Consider the following 15,522-nt stretch of genomic DNA (forward strand, 5'->3'; position numbering starts at 1 on the left):
TGTAATCAGAGGTTGGGATAATGAATCATCGCTTAAAAGTGAGATGATTCAGGAAATCATCTATTTTTGAAGGTATGACAACGGCCAGAAAAAAATCATTCAGAACAAAATATCATTAACATTAAAAATATCAGGATAAACCGCATGCATTAATGCGATTTATCCTGACGCGCTTATCGACGGCAGACGCTGATAAGCAACTCTTCCATCCACTGATGCCCTTTATCCCGGCCAGCTGCTTCATGCCATGAAAGGTAACAAGTACGGCTATTAAGCTTGAGCGGTAATGGCAAAATTTGCAGATTAAGCTGTTCAGAGAACTCTTCCGCCAGCCAACGCGGGGCAATAGCGACCAGGTGCGTTTGGGATACGACGTTTAATACGCTGACCATTGCCATGCCCTGATAAGCAACGCTCGCTTGTTTATCCGCAGTGTCATACCACGGCAGGCTAAATGAAGCATACCTGTCGAGGGCGACAACAGCATGTTGTTCATTATAGACATCGTTTTCACGCAGCGGAGAATTCATTCTCGGGTGTTTTTTACTGGCGACCAGGACCATTTCATCTTTAAATAGCGGTACGCAGGAAAACTCCGGTCGACGGAACTCTTCGTATCCTAAGACAAACTCCGTTTCCTGATAACGAAGCTGGTGCTCAGTGTTCTGATTTAATGAAGACTTAAAAACCAGATGAATATTTGGCGCAATTGTTTCAACTTTATTATAAATGATTGAGGTCAAATAATTGTCTAGCGGGCTGCAAACGCATAAATGGAATACTCGCTCGCTGCTTAAGGGTTCAAAACCTGAACCAGGCAGTTCATTTTGTACCAGTTGCAGCGCCTGACGAATAGAGCCAAACAGTTGAAATGCGCGGGCAGTGGGTTGGATCCCTCTCCCGTAACGTACAAATAATTCGTCGTTAAACATCAACTTAAGTCTGGCCACCGCATTACTTACCGCTGGTTGAGACATGCCAAGGGATTGAGCTGCTCGCGTGATATTCTGCTCCTGCATTACCGCGTCAAAAACGGTTAACAGATTGAGATCCACAGTGCGTAACTGAGGTTTAACCCCGTCATAAACCTGAGGTTGATTAATATTATTTAATGGCATTCCTGACTCCACTGTCACGCTAAATTCCCTCTGCCAGAGCATTGTAATAAGTTCGGAAAATATGATTTACCATGCATATACGACCAGCGAAAGAGAATTATTAAAAATTCGGAAAATATAAAGGCAAACTCATCAATAGAGGGCAGATGCATCTCATTGACGCAGGGATAAAAATCAACGTGAATTGATATCAATTACATTAGGATTGGCATGAAACCATAGTTCATATGAATAAACAATCACCCCTCAGGTTAATAATAACTTAAGTTTCATTAAACTATTAACGCCAGCATCGTTAAGTTAGTTAACAAACTTTTATCAATACGCCCAACGCATTCGTTTCTGAATCATTCACCACGCGCATAAATTAATGAAATAACACATATTTCAATCCCTGGAGCGATGACAAACAAAGTATGTTTAATTGATACTAAATATATTGAAATCATTCCGGTGATAAATTTCAAGTCCAAAAATAGACAATTAAAGAGGTCCAAAACGAGAAAGCCAGCACAATTAGCTAAATGCAATAATCAGTGCGATCGTGCCAGCAGGTGTAAATTTGTCACCAAGGGTTGACATGTACAGTCGTATCCAGTACCACTAAAAGCATATTGAATTTAACGGAGCACGATTCATGACACGCATCATTCGTTTCACCGGTCTACTACTACTAAACGCATCCACTGTGCGCGGTAGACTGGCGGGCGAAATTCAGCGTTGAATCGTCACCAGTAAGACTAAAAACCCGCGCCACTGCGCGGGTTTTTTTATGCTCGTAGCAAGGCGCCCTAAGACCGACAAGGACCTAACCCATGAGCCAGCAAGTCATTATTTTCGATACCACTTTACGTGACGGTGAACAGGCATTACAGGCAAGCCTGAGTGTAAAAGAGAAACTGCAGATTGCGCTGGCTCTCGAACGTATGGGTGTCGACGTGATGGAAGTGGGTTTCCCCGTCTCTTCACCGGGTGATTTTGAATCTGTACAAACCATTGCGCGCACCATTAAAAACAGCCGCGTATGTGGCCTGGCACGCTGCGTAGAGAAAGACATTGACGTTGCTGCCGAGTCGCTGAAAGTGGCTGAAGCTTTCCGTATCCACACCTTTATTGCGACCTCGCCGATGCACATCGCAACCAAATTGCGCAGCACGCTGGATGAGGTTATCGAACGTGCGGTGTATATGGTCAAGCGCGCACGTAACTATACGGATGACGTTGAATTCTCCTGTGAAGATGCGGGCCGTACGCCAATCGAGGATTTGGCGCGCGTCGTCGAAGCCGCGATCAATGCGGGCGCAAAAACCATCAACATCCCGGACACCGTCGGCTACACCATGCCGTTTGAGTTCTCCAACATCATCACCGGACTGTATGACCGCGTACCAAATATTGATAAAGCGATTATCTCAGTTCACACCCATGATGATTTGGGCCTGGCCGTGGGGAATGCCATCGCGGCCGTTCACGCCGGTGCGCGTCAGGTAGAAGGCGCGATGAACGGTATCGGTGAACGTGCAGGTAACTGTTCGCTGGAAGAAGTGATCATGGCGATCAAGGTGCGTAAAGACATTATGAATGTGAATACGCGCATTAATCACAATGAAATCTGGCGCACCAGCCAGACCGTCAGTCAGATCTGCAACATGCCGATTCCGGCCAACAAAGCGATTGTCGGTACCGGTGCCTTCGCGCACTCCTCCGGTATTCACCAGGATGGCGTGCTGAAGAACCGTGAAAACTACGAAATCATGACCCCGGAATCTATCGGCCTGAACCAGGTGCAGCTGAACCTCACCTCTCGCTCTGGCCGTGCAGCGGTTAAGCACCGCATGGAAGAGATGGGTTATCAGGACAGCGATTACAACATGGATCAGCTGTACGACGCATTCCTGAAGCTGGCCGACAAAAAAGGTCAGGTCTTCGACTATGATCTGGAAGCGCTGGCCTTTATTAACAAGCAGCAGGAAGAGCCTGAGCACTTCCGTCTGGATTATTTCAACGTGCAGTCCGGCTCCAGCGACATCGCCACCGCCTCGGTCAAACTGGCCTGCGGTGATGAAATTAAAGCAGAGGCCGCTAACGGTAACGGCCCCGTCGATGCCATCTACCAGGCGATTAACCGCGTCACCGAGTACGACGTTGAGCTGGTGAAATATGACCTGACGGCTAAAGGGCACGGTAAAGACGCGCTGGGTCAGGTGGATATCGTGGTGAATTACAACGGCCGACGTTTCCACGGCGTGGGCCTGGCGACCGATATCGTTGAATCCTCCGCGAAAGCGATGGTGCATGTTCTGAACAACATCTGGCGCGCCGCCGAAGTCGAAAAAGAGTTGCAACGCAAAGCTCAGAATAAAGAGAACAACAAGGAAACCGTGTAATGTCGAAGAATTACCATATTGCTGTGTTACCGGGCGACGGTATTGGTCCGGAAGTGATGGCACAAGCGCTGAAAGTACTGGAAGCCGTTCGTGCGCGTTTTGCGATGAAAATTACCACCAGCCACTACGACGTGGGCGGTATTGCGATTGATAACCACGGTACGCCACTGCCGAAAGCGACCGTGGAAGGCTGCGAAAATGCCGATGCCGTGCTGTTTGGTTCCGTCGGTGGCCCGAAATGGGAACACCTGCCGCCCGCAGAGCAGCCAGAGCGCGGCGCGCTGCTGCCGCTGCGTAAACATTTCAAGCTGTTCAGCAACCTGCGTCCGGCGAAGCTGTATCAGGGTCTGGAAGAGTTCTGCCCGCTGCGCGCGGATATCGCCGCCAACGGTTTCGACATTCTGTGCGTGCGTGAACTGACCGGCGGGATCTATTTCGGTCAGCCTAAAGGACGCGAAGGCAGCGGACAACACGAGAAAGCGTTCGACACCGAGGTGTATCACCGTTTCGAAATCGAACGTATCGCCCATATCGCGTTTGAGTCGGCGCGCAAACGCCGCCATAAAGTGACCTCCATTGACAAAGCGAACGTGCTGCAGTCTTCCATTTTGTGGCGCGAGATCGTCAGCGAAGTCGCTAAGCAGTACCCGGACGTCGCGCTGTCGCACATGTACATCGACAACGCAACCATGCAGCTGATTAAGGATCCGTCCCAGTTTGACGTGCTGCTGTGCTCCAACCTGTTCGGCGATATCCTCTCTGACGAGTGCGCGATGATCACCGGCTCCATGGGGATGCTGCCATCCGCAAGCCTGAATGAAGAAGGCTTTGGCCTGTACGAGCCTGCGGGCGGCTCCGCACCGGATATCGCAGGCAAAAACATTGCCAACCCGATTGCGCAGATCCTCTCCCTGGCCCTGCTGCTGCGCTACAGCCTGGATGCAGGCGATGCAGCAACCGCAATTGAAAACGCCATTAACCGGGCGTTAGAAGAAGGCATCCGTACCGGTGATTTGGCACGCGGCACGGCAGCAGTCAGTACCGATGAAATGGGCGACATTATTGCCCGCTATGTCGCTGAAGGGGTGTAATCATGGCTAAGACGTTATATGAAAAGTTGTTTGATGCGCACGTTGTCTACGAGGCGCCAAACGAAACCCCGCTGCTGTACATTGACCGCCACCTGGTGCACGAAGTGACCTCACCTCAGGCATTTGACGGCCTGCGCGCGCACAAGCGCCCGGTACGTCAGCCGGGTAAAACCTTCGCGACGATGGATCACAACGTGTCCACCCAGACCAAAGACATTAATGCCTCGGGTGAGATGGCCCGCATTCAGATGCAGGAGCTGATTAAGAACTGCAACGAGTTTGGCGTTGAGCTGTACGACCTGAACCATCCCTATCAGGGCATCGTCCACGTGATGGGGCCAGAACAGGGTATCACCCTGCCGGGCATGACCATCGTGTGCGGCGACTCCCATACCGCGACCCACGGCGCGTTTGGCGCGCTGGCGTTCGGGATTGGCACTTCCGAAGTGGAACATGTTCTGGCAACGCAGACCCTGAAGCAGGGTCGCGCCAAAACCATGAAGATTGAGGTAAAAGGTAAAGCCGCGCCGGGCATCACCGCGAAAGACATCGTGCTGGCGATCATCGGCAAAACCGGCAGCGCGGGCGGTACCGGCCACGTTGTTGAGTTCTGCGGTGAAGCCATTCAGGCGCTGAGCATGGAAGGGCGTATGACCCTGTGCAACATGGCCATTGAAATGGGCGCCAAAGCCGGTCTGGTCGCGCCGGACGAAACCACATTCAACTACGTCAAGGGCCGTCTGCACGCGCCAAAAGAGCAGAATTATGTCGATGCCGTCGAATACTGGAAAACCCTGAAAACCGACGACGGTGCGAGCTTTGATACCGTTGTCACGCTGCAGGCAGAAGAGATTGCGCCGCAGGTGACCTGGGGCACCAACCCGGGTCAGGTGATTTCCGTCAACGACAGCATCCCCGATCCGGCGTCTTTCGCCGATCCGGTCGAGCGCGCCAGTGCGGAAAAAGCGCTGGCCTATATGGGGCTGAAACCTGGCGTTCCGTTGACCGACGTCACCATTGATAAAGTCTTTATCGGTTCCTGCACCAACTCCCGTATCGAAGATTTACGTGCCGCCGCCGAGATTGCCAAAGGCCGCAAAGTGGCACCAGGCGTGCAGGCGCTGGTGGTTCCAGGCTCCGGTCCGGTGAAGGCACAGGCGGAAGCAGAAGGTCTGGATAAGATCTTCATTGAAGCAGGCTTCGAATGGCGTCTGCCTGGCTGCTCCATGTGTCTGGCGATGAACAACGACCGCCTGAATCCGGGCGAGCGCTGCGCATCCACCAGCAACCGTAACTTTGAAGGCCGCCAGGGCCGAGGTGGGCGCACCCATCTGGTCAGCCCGGCAATGGCCGCCGCTGCGGCAGTTACCGGTCATTTCGCCGATATTCGCAGCCTCAAATAAGGAGACAATCATGGCAGAGAAATTTACCCAACATACGGGCCGGGTTGTCCCGCTGGACTCCGCTAACGTCGATACTGATGCGATCATTCCTAAGCAGTTTTTACAGAAAGTAACGCGTACCGGTTTTGGTGCACACCTGTTCAACGACTGGCGTTTCCTGGACGATAAGGGCGAAGTACCTAATCCGGAATTCGTGCTGAATTTTCCGGAATACAAAGGCGCCTCCATTTTGCTGGCGCGGGAAAACTTTGGCTGCGGATCGTCGCGTGAACACGCGCCCTGGGCATTGACCGACTACGGCTTTAAGGTGGTTATCGCCCCGAGCTTCGCGGATATCTTCTACGGCAACAGCTTCAACAACCAGCTGCTGCCGGTCACGCTGAGCGATGAACAGGTCGATGAGCTGTTTGCGCTGGTGCAGGCAAATCCGGGCATATCGTTTGAAGTGGATCTGGAAGCGGAAGTGGTGAAAGCCGGGGATAAGACCTACAGCTTCAGCATTGATGCGTTCCGCCGTCACTGCATGCTGAACGGTCTCGACAGCATTGGTTTAACTCTCCAGCACGAAGACGCTATTTCAGCGTACGAGAAAAAACAGCCTGCGTTTATGGGCTAAAGGCAATGGCCCGCAGGGCGCGGGCCATTGATAAGGGTGCGTTGAGGCTCAACCACTCTGGAGAGGCGGGGAAATTTCCCCGCCAATACCGCTAACGTTTTGCTTCGTAAGCCAACACTGCCGCCAGCTCTGTTTTCTCCTGTCTGAAGTGCAGCTCGCACAGCGAGTCACGCACCATCCAGGTGAAGATCAACAGCGTCGTACAGATCAGAAACAAACCTAACAGCAGAGTACGTTTTGGCATTCCAGCCTCCTTATTGCTTTTCGGCAATGAAGAGACTAACCTCGCAATGTCGGTCGTGAAGTTAGTCTCCCCATCAGTTTTTTTGATGTGGGACTCTCCACTGTTTGCCTCTTGCGAAAGCCTGAGGCAAACAGCCTCAAGCACCCGCCACGCACTCTATTCTCCTTCCAGGGACCTGTCAGAAAGTCGTTTCATTTCGTGAAGCCGCCTTCCAGAATCAGACATCCTTAACCCGGCAGGTCAGCCCAAGCGTAACCACCGAAATCGCGGCAATCATCCAGTAAACTGAGCTATGCCCGTAACTTTGCGCCAGCGCGCCCTGAATCACCCCTGCCAGAATAACGCCCGTTGAAATGCTGTTGGTGAAAAGCGTGGTTGCAGAGCCAGCGCGGCCCGGCATTAAATCCTGGAACCAGAGCATGCCGATCCCGGCAACAATCCCAATAAACACGGCGTTAAACAGCTGAAGCGCCAGCAACGCCTCACGTGAATGGAAAAGAATCAGCCCCGCGTAGAACAGCACCCCGGCCGCCACGGCGACAATCATCATCCGACGCTTTCCGAAGCGCTTAACGTAGTATCCCGCCAGAATCATTGCCGGAATCTCCAGCCCGGCGGCGGTCCCCATGAGGATCCCCGCGAGCTTGTCCGGTAAACCCAAATCGCTACTGATCCACAGCGGCATATCAATGATATACATGGTGTTGCAGGTCCACATCAGCGTGGAGGCAATAAACAGCATGCGGACGTTTTTGTCCTGCCAGCCGCTCACCTGGGTGACAGGTGTATCCGTCGTCTGTTCGACACGCGCCACAGACGGCAGCGCGAAGGCAATCAATGCCAGACTGATGACAAAAATCCCGGCGGCAATGGAGAACATGGTGGTGAAGCCGTAGTTCAATGCCAGCATGAAGGCCAGCGGCGGTCCAATGACCCACGCCAGCGAGAGCTGCGCGCGCATCACGGAGCTAAACATCACCACTTCCCGCGCCGAGCTATCGGCATATTCGCGAGCCAGCGCGAACAGCTGCGGCATGGCAGTGTTCGCCAGTGACGCCAGCAGCACGCCGCAGGTAATGAGGGTCAAATAATGACGGTTAAAGGCAAACAGCAGCGCGTTGCCTACGGCCATCACACAGCAAAAGAGGATCAGCTTGCGCCTGTCACCCTGACTGTCGGACCGTTTTGCCAGCCACAGGCTGACCAGGATCCCCGCAATCGCGTTGACGGTATAAAACAGGCCGACCCAAAACGGCTGTGCCCCCACCTCGCGGCTGAGAAACAGGCTCAGCGTCGGCGCCTGCAGCGCCCCGGCCACGCCCATCATAAAGGCCACCAGCATAAAAGCGGCATACACGCCGTTCAGGCGTCGCCCCATCGTCATCAACCACAGCATGCGCAAGTCCTTGTGAAAGCGAATCGAAATTGGGTGAAAGAATAAACGAAAAAAGCCAGCAAAAACATTTTGCTGGCGGGTGATTAGCACCAATACTCAGTCACACATGATCGAGGCGAGTTAGCGGGAAGAGGTCGGTGTTGTAACGTCCCACTGCATCAATTCTTCTAACGTTTTCAGCCGTTGCTCGGCACACCGGCGGGCCAGCCAGGACGATCCCTTAGTCGCTGAAAAGTATTGCTGATAAAACTGACGTGCGGTAGACCTCTTCATAATTTACCTCCTCACTTCATCGGGAAGGATTATTGTCCTAATATAGGGATTAATAAATTGCTGGTTTTTTGTCAGGAGTTCCCCTTTTATGCCTTCTGGTCGTCTGCAACAACAGTTTATCCGCCTCTGGCAGTGCTGCGAGGGGCAATCGCAGGAGACCACGCTCAACGAGCTGGCTGACCTGCTTAGCTGCTCCCGCCGCCATATGCGCACGCTGCTCAACACCATGCAGCAACAGGGTTGGTTAAGCTGGGAAGCGGAGGCGGGACGCGGCAAACGTTCGCGGCTGACCTTTCTCTATACCGGGCTGGCGTTGCAGCAGCAGCGCGCGGAAGACCTGCTGGAGCAGGACCGCATCGAGCAGCTGGTACAGCTGGTGGGCGACAAAGCCGCCGTGCGCCAGATGCTGGTTTCCCATCTGGGGCGCAGCTTTCGTCAGGGCCGCCATATTCTGCGGGTGCTTTACTACCGTCCAATGAAAAATCTTTTGCCCGGCACGGCGTTACGGCGATCTGAAACCCATATGGCCCGGCAAATCTTCAGCGGGCTGACGCGGATAAATGAGGAAAACGGGGAACTGGAAGCCGATATCGCGCACCATTGGCAGCAGGTTTCTCCGCTTCACTGGCGCTTTTTCTTACGCCCCGGCATCCACTTTCACCACGGCCGCGAGCTGGAAATGAGCGACGTCATCTCTTCTCTGGAACGCGCCCGCAAGCTCCCCCTCTACTCACATATTTCGCGCGTCCACTCCCCTACGGCGTGGACGCTGGATATTGAGCTGTCGCAGCAGGATAAGTGGCTCCCCTGGCTGCTGGGCTATGTGCCGTCGATGATTTTGCCCGGCGAGTGGGAATCGCTGAATAATTTCGCCAGCCAGCCAATTGGTACCGGCCCTTATGCCGTCTCCCGAAACAACAGCAACCAGCTGAAGATCCGCGCCTTTGATGACTATTTTGGCTATCGGGCGCTGATCGACGAAGTGAACGTGTGGGTATTGCCGGATCTCAACGAAGACCTGAGCTGCGGGCTAACGCTGGAAGGCCCCACCACCGGAGAAAAGGCCGTGGAGAGTCGTCTGGAGGAGGGATGCTATTATCTCCTGTTTGACCGCCGCACCCACCGTGGGGCAAATCAGGCCGTCCGCCAGTGGGTCAGCCACGTTTTGTCCCCATCCAATCTGATTTACCATGCGGAAGAGCAGTACCAGACGTACTGGTTCCCGGCCTACGGCCTGCTTCCACGCTGGCACCACGCTCGTCCAGCGCGTAGCGAAAAGCCCGCAGGGCTGGAGTCCATCACCCTGACCTACTACCGCGAGCATGTGGAGCATCGTTTTATCGCAAGAATCATGGCCCGACTGCTGGCGGCCGAAGGGGTAACGCTGGAGGTCAAAGAAGTTGACTATGACGAATGGCACCAGGGAGATATCACCAGTGATATCTGGCTGAACAGCGCCAACTTCACCTTGCCGCTCGATTTCTCGCTCTTCTCGCACCTGTATGAAGTCCCGCTGATCCAGCACTGCATCGATCGAGACTGGCAGCAGGACGCCGCCTTGTGGCGCGCGGGCGAGATGAATTTAGCCACGTGGTGCCAGGCGTTACTTGCCGAACAGGCGATCGTGCCGCTGATCCACCACTGGCTGATGATCCAGGGACAGCGCAGCATGCGCGGCCTGCGGATGAATACCCTGGGCTGGTTTGATTTTAAATCCGCCTGGTTTGCACCGCCGGAGCCATAACGCTTTCGTAATATTCACCAAATCATTACAATAGCGCCGTTCTCAACGGGGTGCTGCATCACTGATGTGCGCTGAGATAATACCCGTCGAACCTGATCCGGATAACGCCGGCGAAGGGATTTGAGGCTGTCGCTCAAAATCCTTTGCCACTCAACTTTGAGGTGCAAAGTGTTAAAAAAAGTTCTCCCCCTGCTGGCGCTGTTTGCGCTGCCTGCTTTTGCCAAGCCCGTTCTGACGGTCTACACCTATGACTCCTTCTCTGCCGACTGGGGCCCTGGACCTGTAGTCAAAAAAGCCTTTGAAGCCGACTGCAACTGCGAGCTGAAGTTCGTCGCGCTGGAAGATGGCGTGTCGCTGCTCAACCGCCTGCGTATGGAAGGGAAAAACAGCAAGGCTGACGTAGTGCTCGGGCTGGATAACAACCTGCTGGACGCCGCCTCGCAAACCAAACTGTTTGCCAAAAGCGGCGTCGCGGCAGATGCCGTTAACGTGCCTGGCGGCTGGAAAAACGACACCTTCGTGCCGTTCGATTACGGCTACTTTGCTTTTGTTTATGACAAAAATAAGCTGAAAAACCCGCCGAAGAGCCTGAAAGAGCTGGTGGAAAGTGACCAGAAATGGCGCGTGATCTATGAAGATCCGCGTACCAGTACGCCGGGGCTGGGCCTGCTGCTGTGGATGCAAAAGGTCTATGGCGATAAAGCGCCGGAAGCGTGGCAAAAACTGGCCGCCAAAACCGTCACCGTAACCAAAGGCTGGAGCGAAGCCTATGGCCTGTTCCTGAAAGGCGAAAGCGATCTGGTGCTGAGCTACACCACCTCTCCGGCCTACCACATCATCGCCGAGAAGAAAGACAACTACGCCGCAGCGAATTTTGCAGAAGGTCACTACCTGCAGGTGGAAGTGGCAGCGCGTACCGCTGCCAGCAAACAGCCGGAACTGGCCGAAAAGTTCCTGAAATTTATGGTTTCACCAGCGTTCCAGAACGCCATTCCCGCGGGCAACTGGATGTATCCGGTCACTAACGTTGCGCTGCCAGCAGGTTTCGATCGGTTGACCAAACCAACAACCTCGCTGGAATTTACGCCGCAGCAGGTCGCCGCGCAGCGTGCCGCATGGGTAAGTGAATGGCAACGCGCCGTCAGCCGTTGATTCCCGGCTGGTTAATCCCCGGTCTGCTCGCCGCCCTGCTGATGGTGGCGGTCAGCCTGGGGGCATTCCTTGCACTGTGGTTTAACGCGCCGGAGAGTGACCTGCTCGCCCTCTGGCACGACAGCTACCTCTGGCACGTGATCCGGTTCTCCTTCTGGCAGGCGTTTCTTTCTGCCCTGCTCTCGGTGATCCCGGCCATTTTTCTTGCGCGAGCACTGTATCGGAGGCGTTTTCCCGGCAGGCAGGCGCTGCTGCGCCTGTGCGCCATGACGCTGATCCTGCCGGTGCTGGTCGCCGTATTTGGCATCCTGAGCGTGTACGGCCGCCAGGGCTGGCTGGCCTCGCTCTTTGCGTTGTCAGGGCTAGAGTGGACCTTCTCCCCCTACGGGCTGAAGGGTATTCTGCTCGCGCACGTCTTTTTCAATATGCCGATGGCGACGCGCCTCTTTTTACAGGCGCTGGAAAACATACCCGGCGAACAGCGTCAGATTGCCGCCCAGCTCGGCATGCGCGGCGCGTCTTTCTTCCGCTTCGTCGAATGGCCGTGGCTGCGCCGCCAGATCCCACCCGTGGCGGCATTAATCTTTATGCTCTGCTTTGCCAGCTTTGCCACCGTGCTGTCTCTCGGCGGCGGGCCGCAGGCCACCACCATCGAGCTGGCGATCTACCAGGCGCTGAGTTACGACTACGATCCGGGCCGCGCCGCGCTGCTGGCGATGGTGCAGATGATTTGCTGTCTCGCACTGGTGCTGCTCAGCCAGCGGCTGAGTAAATCCCTTTCTCCCGGCAGTAATCAGATAGCAGGCTGGCGCGATCCGCAGGATAGCCTGCACAGCCGCGTCATCGATTTTATCCTGATTGCGTTGGCGCTCCTGCTACTGCTGCCGCCGCTTCTGGCCGTTATCGTTGACGGACTGAACCTCAATCTTGTGTCCGTGTTGCAACAGCCCGTGCTCTGGCAGGCAACCTGGACCTCGGTACGCATCGCGCTGGCTGCCGGGCTGCTGTGCGTCATGCTGACCATGATGCTGCTGTGGAGCAGCCGCGAACTCTACGCGCGTCAGGCCCGTAAGGCCGGGCAAATGCTGGAACTGACGGGTATGTTGATTCTGGCGATGCCGGGCATCGTGCTCGCGACGGGCTTCTTCCTGCTGTTCAACAGCACCATCGGCCTGCCGGAAAGCGCCGACGGCATTGTGATTTTCACCAACGCACTGATGGCTATTCCTTACGCGCTCAAAGTGCTGGAAAACCCGATGCGCGACGTGAACAGCCGCTACGGTTTGCTGTGTCATTCGCTGGGCATGCAGGGCTGGCAGCGGCTGAAAGTGGTGGAACTCCGCGCCCTGAAACGTCCGCTCGCCCAGGCGCTGGCCTTTGCCTGCGTGCTGTCGATTGGGGATTTTGGCGTGGTGGCGCTCTTCGGTAATGAAGACTTCCGCACCCTGCCGTTCTGGCTTTACCAGCAAATTGGCTCCTACCGCAGCCAGGATGGGGCCGTCACGGCACTCTTACTGCTGCTGCTGTGCTTTGCGTTATTCACCGTTATCGAAAAACTTCCGGGGCGTGATGTTAGAACTGACTGATGTAACCTGGCTTTATCAGCATCTGCCGATGCGCTTCACGCTCTCCGTGCGTCAGGGGGAGAGGATCGCCGTACTTGGCCCAAGCGGCGCGGGAAAAAGCACGCTGCTTAATTTGATTGCGGGTTTTCTGCAGCCGGCAAGCGGCGCGATCGTTATTGAAAATCACGATCATACCCACACGCCGCCCGCAAAACGTCCGGTCTCAATGTTGTTTCAGGAAAACAACCTGTTTACCCACCTGACGGTGCGACAGAACATCGCGCTGGGGATGCATCCGGGACTCAAGCTGAACGACGCCCAGCGCCAAAAGCTGGAGAGTATTGCCGCGCAAATGGGGATCACCGAGTTCATCGACAGGCTGCCGGGTGAGCTTTCCGGCGGCCAGCGTCAGCGCGTGGCGCTGGCACGCTGTCTGGTGCGCGCGCAGCCGGTGCTGCTGCTGGATGAACCCTTCTCTGCGCTCGATCCTGCGCTGCGTCAGGAGATGCTCGCCCTGGTGCAGGACGTCTGCCAGCGCCAGCAACTGACGATGCTGATGGTGTCGCACAGTATTGAGGATGCCGCGCGGATTGCGCCGCGATCGGTGGTGATTGCCGAAGGGCGTATTTTGTGGGATGGAAAAACAGAAGAACTGCTGAGTGGTAAAGCGGGGGCGTCTTCACTTTTGGGTATTCGTGCGGTCTGATGCCCTCACCCTGGCCCTCTCCCGCAGGGAGAGGGAAAACACCTTAACGGCTCACCACTTTTAATAAAATCTCGCCGTACACCGGCATCAGCGGGTGGCGAATCAGCGCGACCAGCGCCACCACGGCCACACCCAGCGTCAGCGGAGCCAGCCACAAAAGACGAGAGCGCGGAAGATAGCGTGTCACGCGATCGACACTGGCTTTCGCGCTGCGCCATAACCGCCAGCAGAGCCACGCAGCCAGCCACAGCAGTACCGCCGTGCCCAGCAGCAGCCACTTAAACTCACCGCTTTGCATACCGTCAGGAATATCAATGGCAGCACCCGCGAGGATCCCCGGCAGGAAGTAAAACGGCGGCCAGAAGACGCAGCCGATAATGTTCGGCACCACGAATTTCGCAACGGGCAGATCAAGCATACCGGCCACCATCGGCACCAGCGGACGCGTTGGCCCGACAAAGCGGCCGACAAGGATGGTGAACATGCTGTGCTGATGCAGCGCGTGCTCGGTTTTATCCAGCAGCGCCTTGTTCTTTTTCATAAATGACCAGCGGTGCAGCGGCTTTTTAAAGCGCCAGCCCAGCCAGAAGGAGATCCAGTCGCCCAGCAAACAGCCGACGATACCGGCCATCCACGCCTGCCAGAAATTAACCTCACCGCTGCCGATAAGTGCGCCAAGCCCCGCCATCATCACGGTGCCGGGCAGGATCAGCCCAACCAGCGCCAGCGATTCCAGAAACGCCACCAGCGCCACGGCGATGAGCGAGTACATAACGGACTGGGTAATAAAGTGTTCCAGCAATGCCTGCATAACTATTCCGGTCAGAAAACGAATCAGCGATTCTGCTTAGCGCCCCGCACCGCGTCAAGGCATCAATTGTCTGAATAGTTTACAAGATGCTCCTGAAGTTCACCTGAATGTTTACCGTTTATTCACATCCCGCACGGAATTCGCTCGGGCTGGCCCCGGTGCATTTTTTAAATACGCGAGAGAAATAGAGCTGATCTTCGAAGCCCACGTTGCGCCCCACGGTGGCAATAGGCATTCGGGTGGTGCTGAGCAGCAGCTTCGCCTGGCTGATGCGCTGATCTTCGCGCCAGCTCAGCACGCTCACGCCAAGCTGCTGGCGGAACAGATGCGACAGGCGCGAAGGCGACAGGCAAACGTGCTGGGCGACGCTGGCAATATCAAACTGGCTGTCGGCCAGATGATCGCTGATGTACTGGCAGGCGTCGCGGACGCGGTTATCCAGCGGCGGGTTAAGCGATTCATTGATCGCTTCCATCCGGCGCAGCAGCACCTGTTCAAGCAGGTTAATCGCCAGCAGTTCGGCGTAGCGTCCGCCCGCCTGTCCCGCCTCAATAATCTGGGCAAACAGCTCGCGAAACTGCGACAGATGCGCCTCATCCGGGCGATAAAAGCCGGTATGCGCAAAAATGGCGGGCCACGAAAGCCACTCCTGCCAGTAGGCGCGCGGGCGGAAGTAGACCCACTGGTGATACCACTCTTTGGCATCCGGGTGGCGGCCGTAGTGGTGGATCTCCCCAGGCGGGAACAGCAGCATATCGCCGGGGCGGCAGATAAACTGCTGATCGCCGTTTTTGATGACCCCTTCACCGCGCACGGTGAGGTTCAAAATATACCCTTTCATTCCGAGCGGTCGGTCGACATAGAAATCGAGATAGCCCTCAGCCTCAATGGGCGTCAACCCTGCCACCAGGTGAGCATTAAACGAGTAGCCCGGCAGCAGGGGATCATTTTGCGGTTCAGCCATAATTTCAATACTCCCAACGGTCCTGAAGGAAACCAATTGTCCATATCGTTAA

14 protein-coding genes and 1 riboswitch are annotated in these 15,522 nt (G+C 55.3%); of the genes, 8 read left to right on the plus strand and 6 right to left on the minus strand.

All coding sequences use genetic code 11. The features are described from left to right. Nucleotides 1-173 precede the first annotated feature (173 nt). A complete protein-coding gene (leuO, locus tag HV355_RS18195) occupies nucleotides 174-1,118 on the minus strand; it encodes a transcriptional regulator LeuO (RefSeq protein WP_108417098.1) in 945 nt (314 codons plus the stop codon). 815 nt (nucleotides 1,119-1,933) lie between these two features. Between leuO and leuA the strand changes: the two genes are divergently transcribed. Genes leuA through leuD form a run of 4 tightly spaced genes read left to right on the plus strand, consistent with a single transcriptional unit; the run spans nucleotide 1,934 to nucleotide 6,615 of the window. Further along, on the plus strand, nucleotides 1,934-3,505 hold the full coding sequence (leuA, locus tag HV355_RS18205; protein WP_089599189.1) for a 2-isopropylmalate synthase: 1,572 nt from the start codon (nucleotides 1,934-1,936) through the stop codon (nucleotides 3,503-3,505). Beyond that, on the plus strand, nucleotides 3,505-4,596 hold the full coding sequence (gene leuB, locus HV355_RS18210) for a 3-isopropylmalate dehydrogenase (RefSeq protein ID WP_182402909.1): 1,092 nt from the start codon (nucleotides 3,505-3,507) through the stop codon (nucleotides 4,594-4,596). The genes leuA and leuB overlap by 1 nt, the downstream gene beginning before the upstream one ends. 2 nt (nucleotides 4,597-4,598) lie before the next feature. Continuing rightward, nucleotides 4,599-5,999 (plus strand): 3-isopropylmalate dehydratase large subunit, encoded by a 1,401-nt coding sequence (gene leuC / locus HV355_RS18215; RefSeq protein ID WP_089599191.1) that lies wholly within the window; start codon nucleotides 4,599-4,601, stop codon nucleotides 5,997-5,999. A gap of 10 nt (nucleotides 6,000-6,009) precedes the next feature. Continuing rightward, complete coding sequence (gene leuD / locus HV355_RS18220; RefSeq protein ID WP_182402910.1) at nucleotides 6,010-6,615, plus strand: 3-isopropylmalate dehydratase small subunit; 606 nt, start codon at nucleotides 6,010-6,012, stop codon at nucleotides 6,613-6,615. A gap of 91 nt (nucleotides 6,616-6,706) precedes the next feature. Here leuD and HV355_RS18225 read toward each other — a convergent pair whose 3' ends face one another. From HV355_RS18225 to sgrT, 3 genes are all read right to left on the minus strand, one after another. Further along, nucleotides 6,707-6,859, minus strand: coding sequence for a Hok/Gef family protein (locus tag HV355_RS18225; RefSeq protein ID WP_010427008.1), 153 nt, complete (start codon nucleotides 6,857-6,859; stop codon nucleotides 6,707-6,709). Nucleotides 6,860-7,076: 217 nt separating this feature from the next. Further along, complete coding sequence (locus tag HV355_RS18230; RefSeq protein WP_108417100.1) at nucleotides 7,077-8,255, minus strand: sugar efflux transporter; 1,179 nt, start codon at nucleotides 8,253-8,255, stop codon at nucleotides 7,077-7,079. A gap of 120 nt (nucleotides 8,256-8,375) precedes the next feature. Further along, nucleotides 8,376-8,528, minus strand: coding sequence for a glucose uptake inhibitor SgrT (gene sgrT, locus HV355_RS18235; protein ID WP_023334488.1), 153 nt, complete (start codon nucleotides 8,526-8,528; stop codon nucleotides 8,376-8,378). 88 nt (nucleotides 8,529-8,616) lie between these two features. Between sgrT and sgrR the strand changes: the two genes are divergently transcribed. From sgrR to thiQ, 4 genes are all read left to right on the plus strand, one after another. After that, nucleotides 8,617-10,272 (plus strand): HTH-type transcriptional regulator SgrR, encoded by a 1,656-nt coding sequence (gene sgrR / locus HV355_RS18240; protein WP_108417102.1) that lies wholly within the window; start codon nucleotides 8,617-8,619, stop codon nucleotides 10,270-10,272. 36 nt (nucleotides 10,273-10,308) lie between these two features. Next, nucleotides 10,309-10,409, plus strand: a riboswitch (TPP riboswitch). 31 nt (nucleotides 10,410-10,440) lie between these two features. Then, a complete protein-coding gene (gene thiB / locus HV355_RS18245; RefSeq protein WP_108417103.1) occupies nucleotides 10,441-11,424 on the plus strand; it encodes a thiamine ABC transporter substrate binding subunit in 984 nt (327 codons plus the stop codon). Next, nucleotides 11,400-13,010, plus strand: coding sequence for a thiamine/thiamine pyrophosphate ABC transporter permease ThiP (thiP, locus tag HV355_RS18250; RefSeq protein WP_108417104.1), 1,611 nt, complete (start codon nucleotides 11,400-11,402; stop codon nucleotides 13,008-13,010). The genes thiB and thiP overlap by 25 nt, the downstream gene beginning before the upstream one ends. Beyond that, complete coding sequence (gene thiQ, locus HV355_RS18255) at nucleotides 12,994-13,695, plus strand: thiamine ABC transporter ATP-binding protein ThiQ (RefSeq protein WP_182402912.1); 702 nt, start codon at nucleotides 12,994-12,996, stop codon at nucleotides 13,693-13,695. Before thiP ends, thiQ begins: the two co-directional genes overlap by 17 nt. 43 nt (nucleotides 13,696-13,738) lie before the next feature. On the opposite strand, the gene HV355_RS18260 is transcribed toward thiQ, so the two are convergent. After that, nucleotides 13,739-14,506: a DedA family protein gene (locus tag HV355_RS18260; RefSeq protein ID WP_120159204.1), complete on the minus strand. Its 768-nt coding sequence runs from the start codon at nucleotides 14,504-14,506 to the stop codon at nucleotides 13,739-13,741. A 118-nt stretch (nucleotides 14,507-14,624) separates the two neighbouring features. Next, nucleotides 14,625-15,470 carry an arabinose operon transcriptional regulator AraC gene (gene araC / locus HV355_RS18265; protein WP_089599198.1) on the minus strand — a complete coding sequence of 282 codons (846 nt, stop codon included), beginning with the start codon at nucleotides 15,468-15,470 and terminating at the stop codon, nucleotides 14,625-14,627. Nucleotides 15,471-15,522 lie beyond the last annotated feature (52 nt).

The organism is Enterobacter sp. RHBSTW-01064 (genome assembly GCF_014103035.1).
Lineage (GTDB): Bacteria > Pseudomonadota > Gammaproteobacteria > Enterobacterales > Enterobacteriaceae > Enterobacter > Enterobacter mori.

What these genes read in the sequence shown, in the direction of transcription:
- thiP (WP_108417104.1), top strand. Translation starts at nt 11,400, where the DNA reads ATGGCAACGCGCCGTCAGCCGTTGATTCCCGGCTGGTTAATCCCCGGT.
- leuO (WP_108417098.1), bottom strand. Translation starts at nt 1,118, where the DNA reads ATGCCATTAAATAATATTAATCAACCTCAGGTTTATGACGGGGTTAAA.
- sgrR (WP_108417102.1), top strand. Translation starts at nt 8,617, where the DNA reads ATGCCTTCTGGTCGTCTGCAACAACAGTTTATCCGCCTCTGGCAGTGC.
- araC (WP_089599198.1), bottom strand. Translation starts at nt 15,470, where the DNA reads ATGGCTGAACCGCAAAATGATCCCCTGCTGCCGGGCTACTCGTTTAAT.
- leuC (WP_089599191.1), top strand. Translation starts at nt 4,599, where the DNA reads ATGGCTAAGACGTTATATGAAAAGTTGTTTGATGCGCACGTTGTCTAC.
- HV355_RS18260 (WP_120159204.1), bottom strand. Translation starts at nt 14,506, where the DNA reads ATGCAGGCATTGCTGGAACACTTTATTACCCAGTCCGTTATGTACTCG.
- HV355_RS18230 (WP_108417100.1), bottom strand. Translation starts at nt 8,255, where the DNA reads ATGCTGTGGTTGATGACGATGGGGCGACGCCTGAACGGCGTGTATGCC.
- leuD (WP_182402910.1), top strand. Translation starts at nt 6,010, where the DNA reads ATGGCAGAGAAATTTACCCAACATACGGGCCGGGTTGTCCCGCTGGAC.
- sgrT (WP_023334488.1), bottom strand. Translation starts at nt 8,528, where the DNA reads ATGAAGAGGTCTACCGCACGTCAGTTTTATCAGCAATACTTTTCAGCG.
- HV355_RS18225 (WP_010427008.1), bottom strand. Translation starts at nt 6,859, where the DNA reads ATGCCAAAACGTACTCTGCTGTTAGGTTTGTTTCTGATCTGTACGACG.
- leuB (WP_182402909.1), top strand. Translation starts at nt 3,505, where the DNA reads ATGTCGAAGAATTACCATATTGCTGTGTTACCGGGCGACGGTATTGGT.
- leuA (WP_089599189.1), top strand. Translation starts at nt 1,934, where the DNA reads ATGAGCCAGCAAGTCATTATTTTCGATACCACTTTACGTGACGGTGAA.
- thiQ (WP_182402912.1), top strand. Translation starts at nt 12,994, where the DNA reads ATGTTAGAACTGACTGATGTAACCTGGCTTTATCAGCATCTGCCGATG.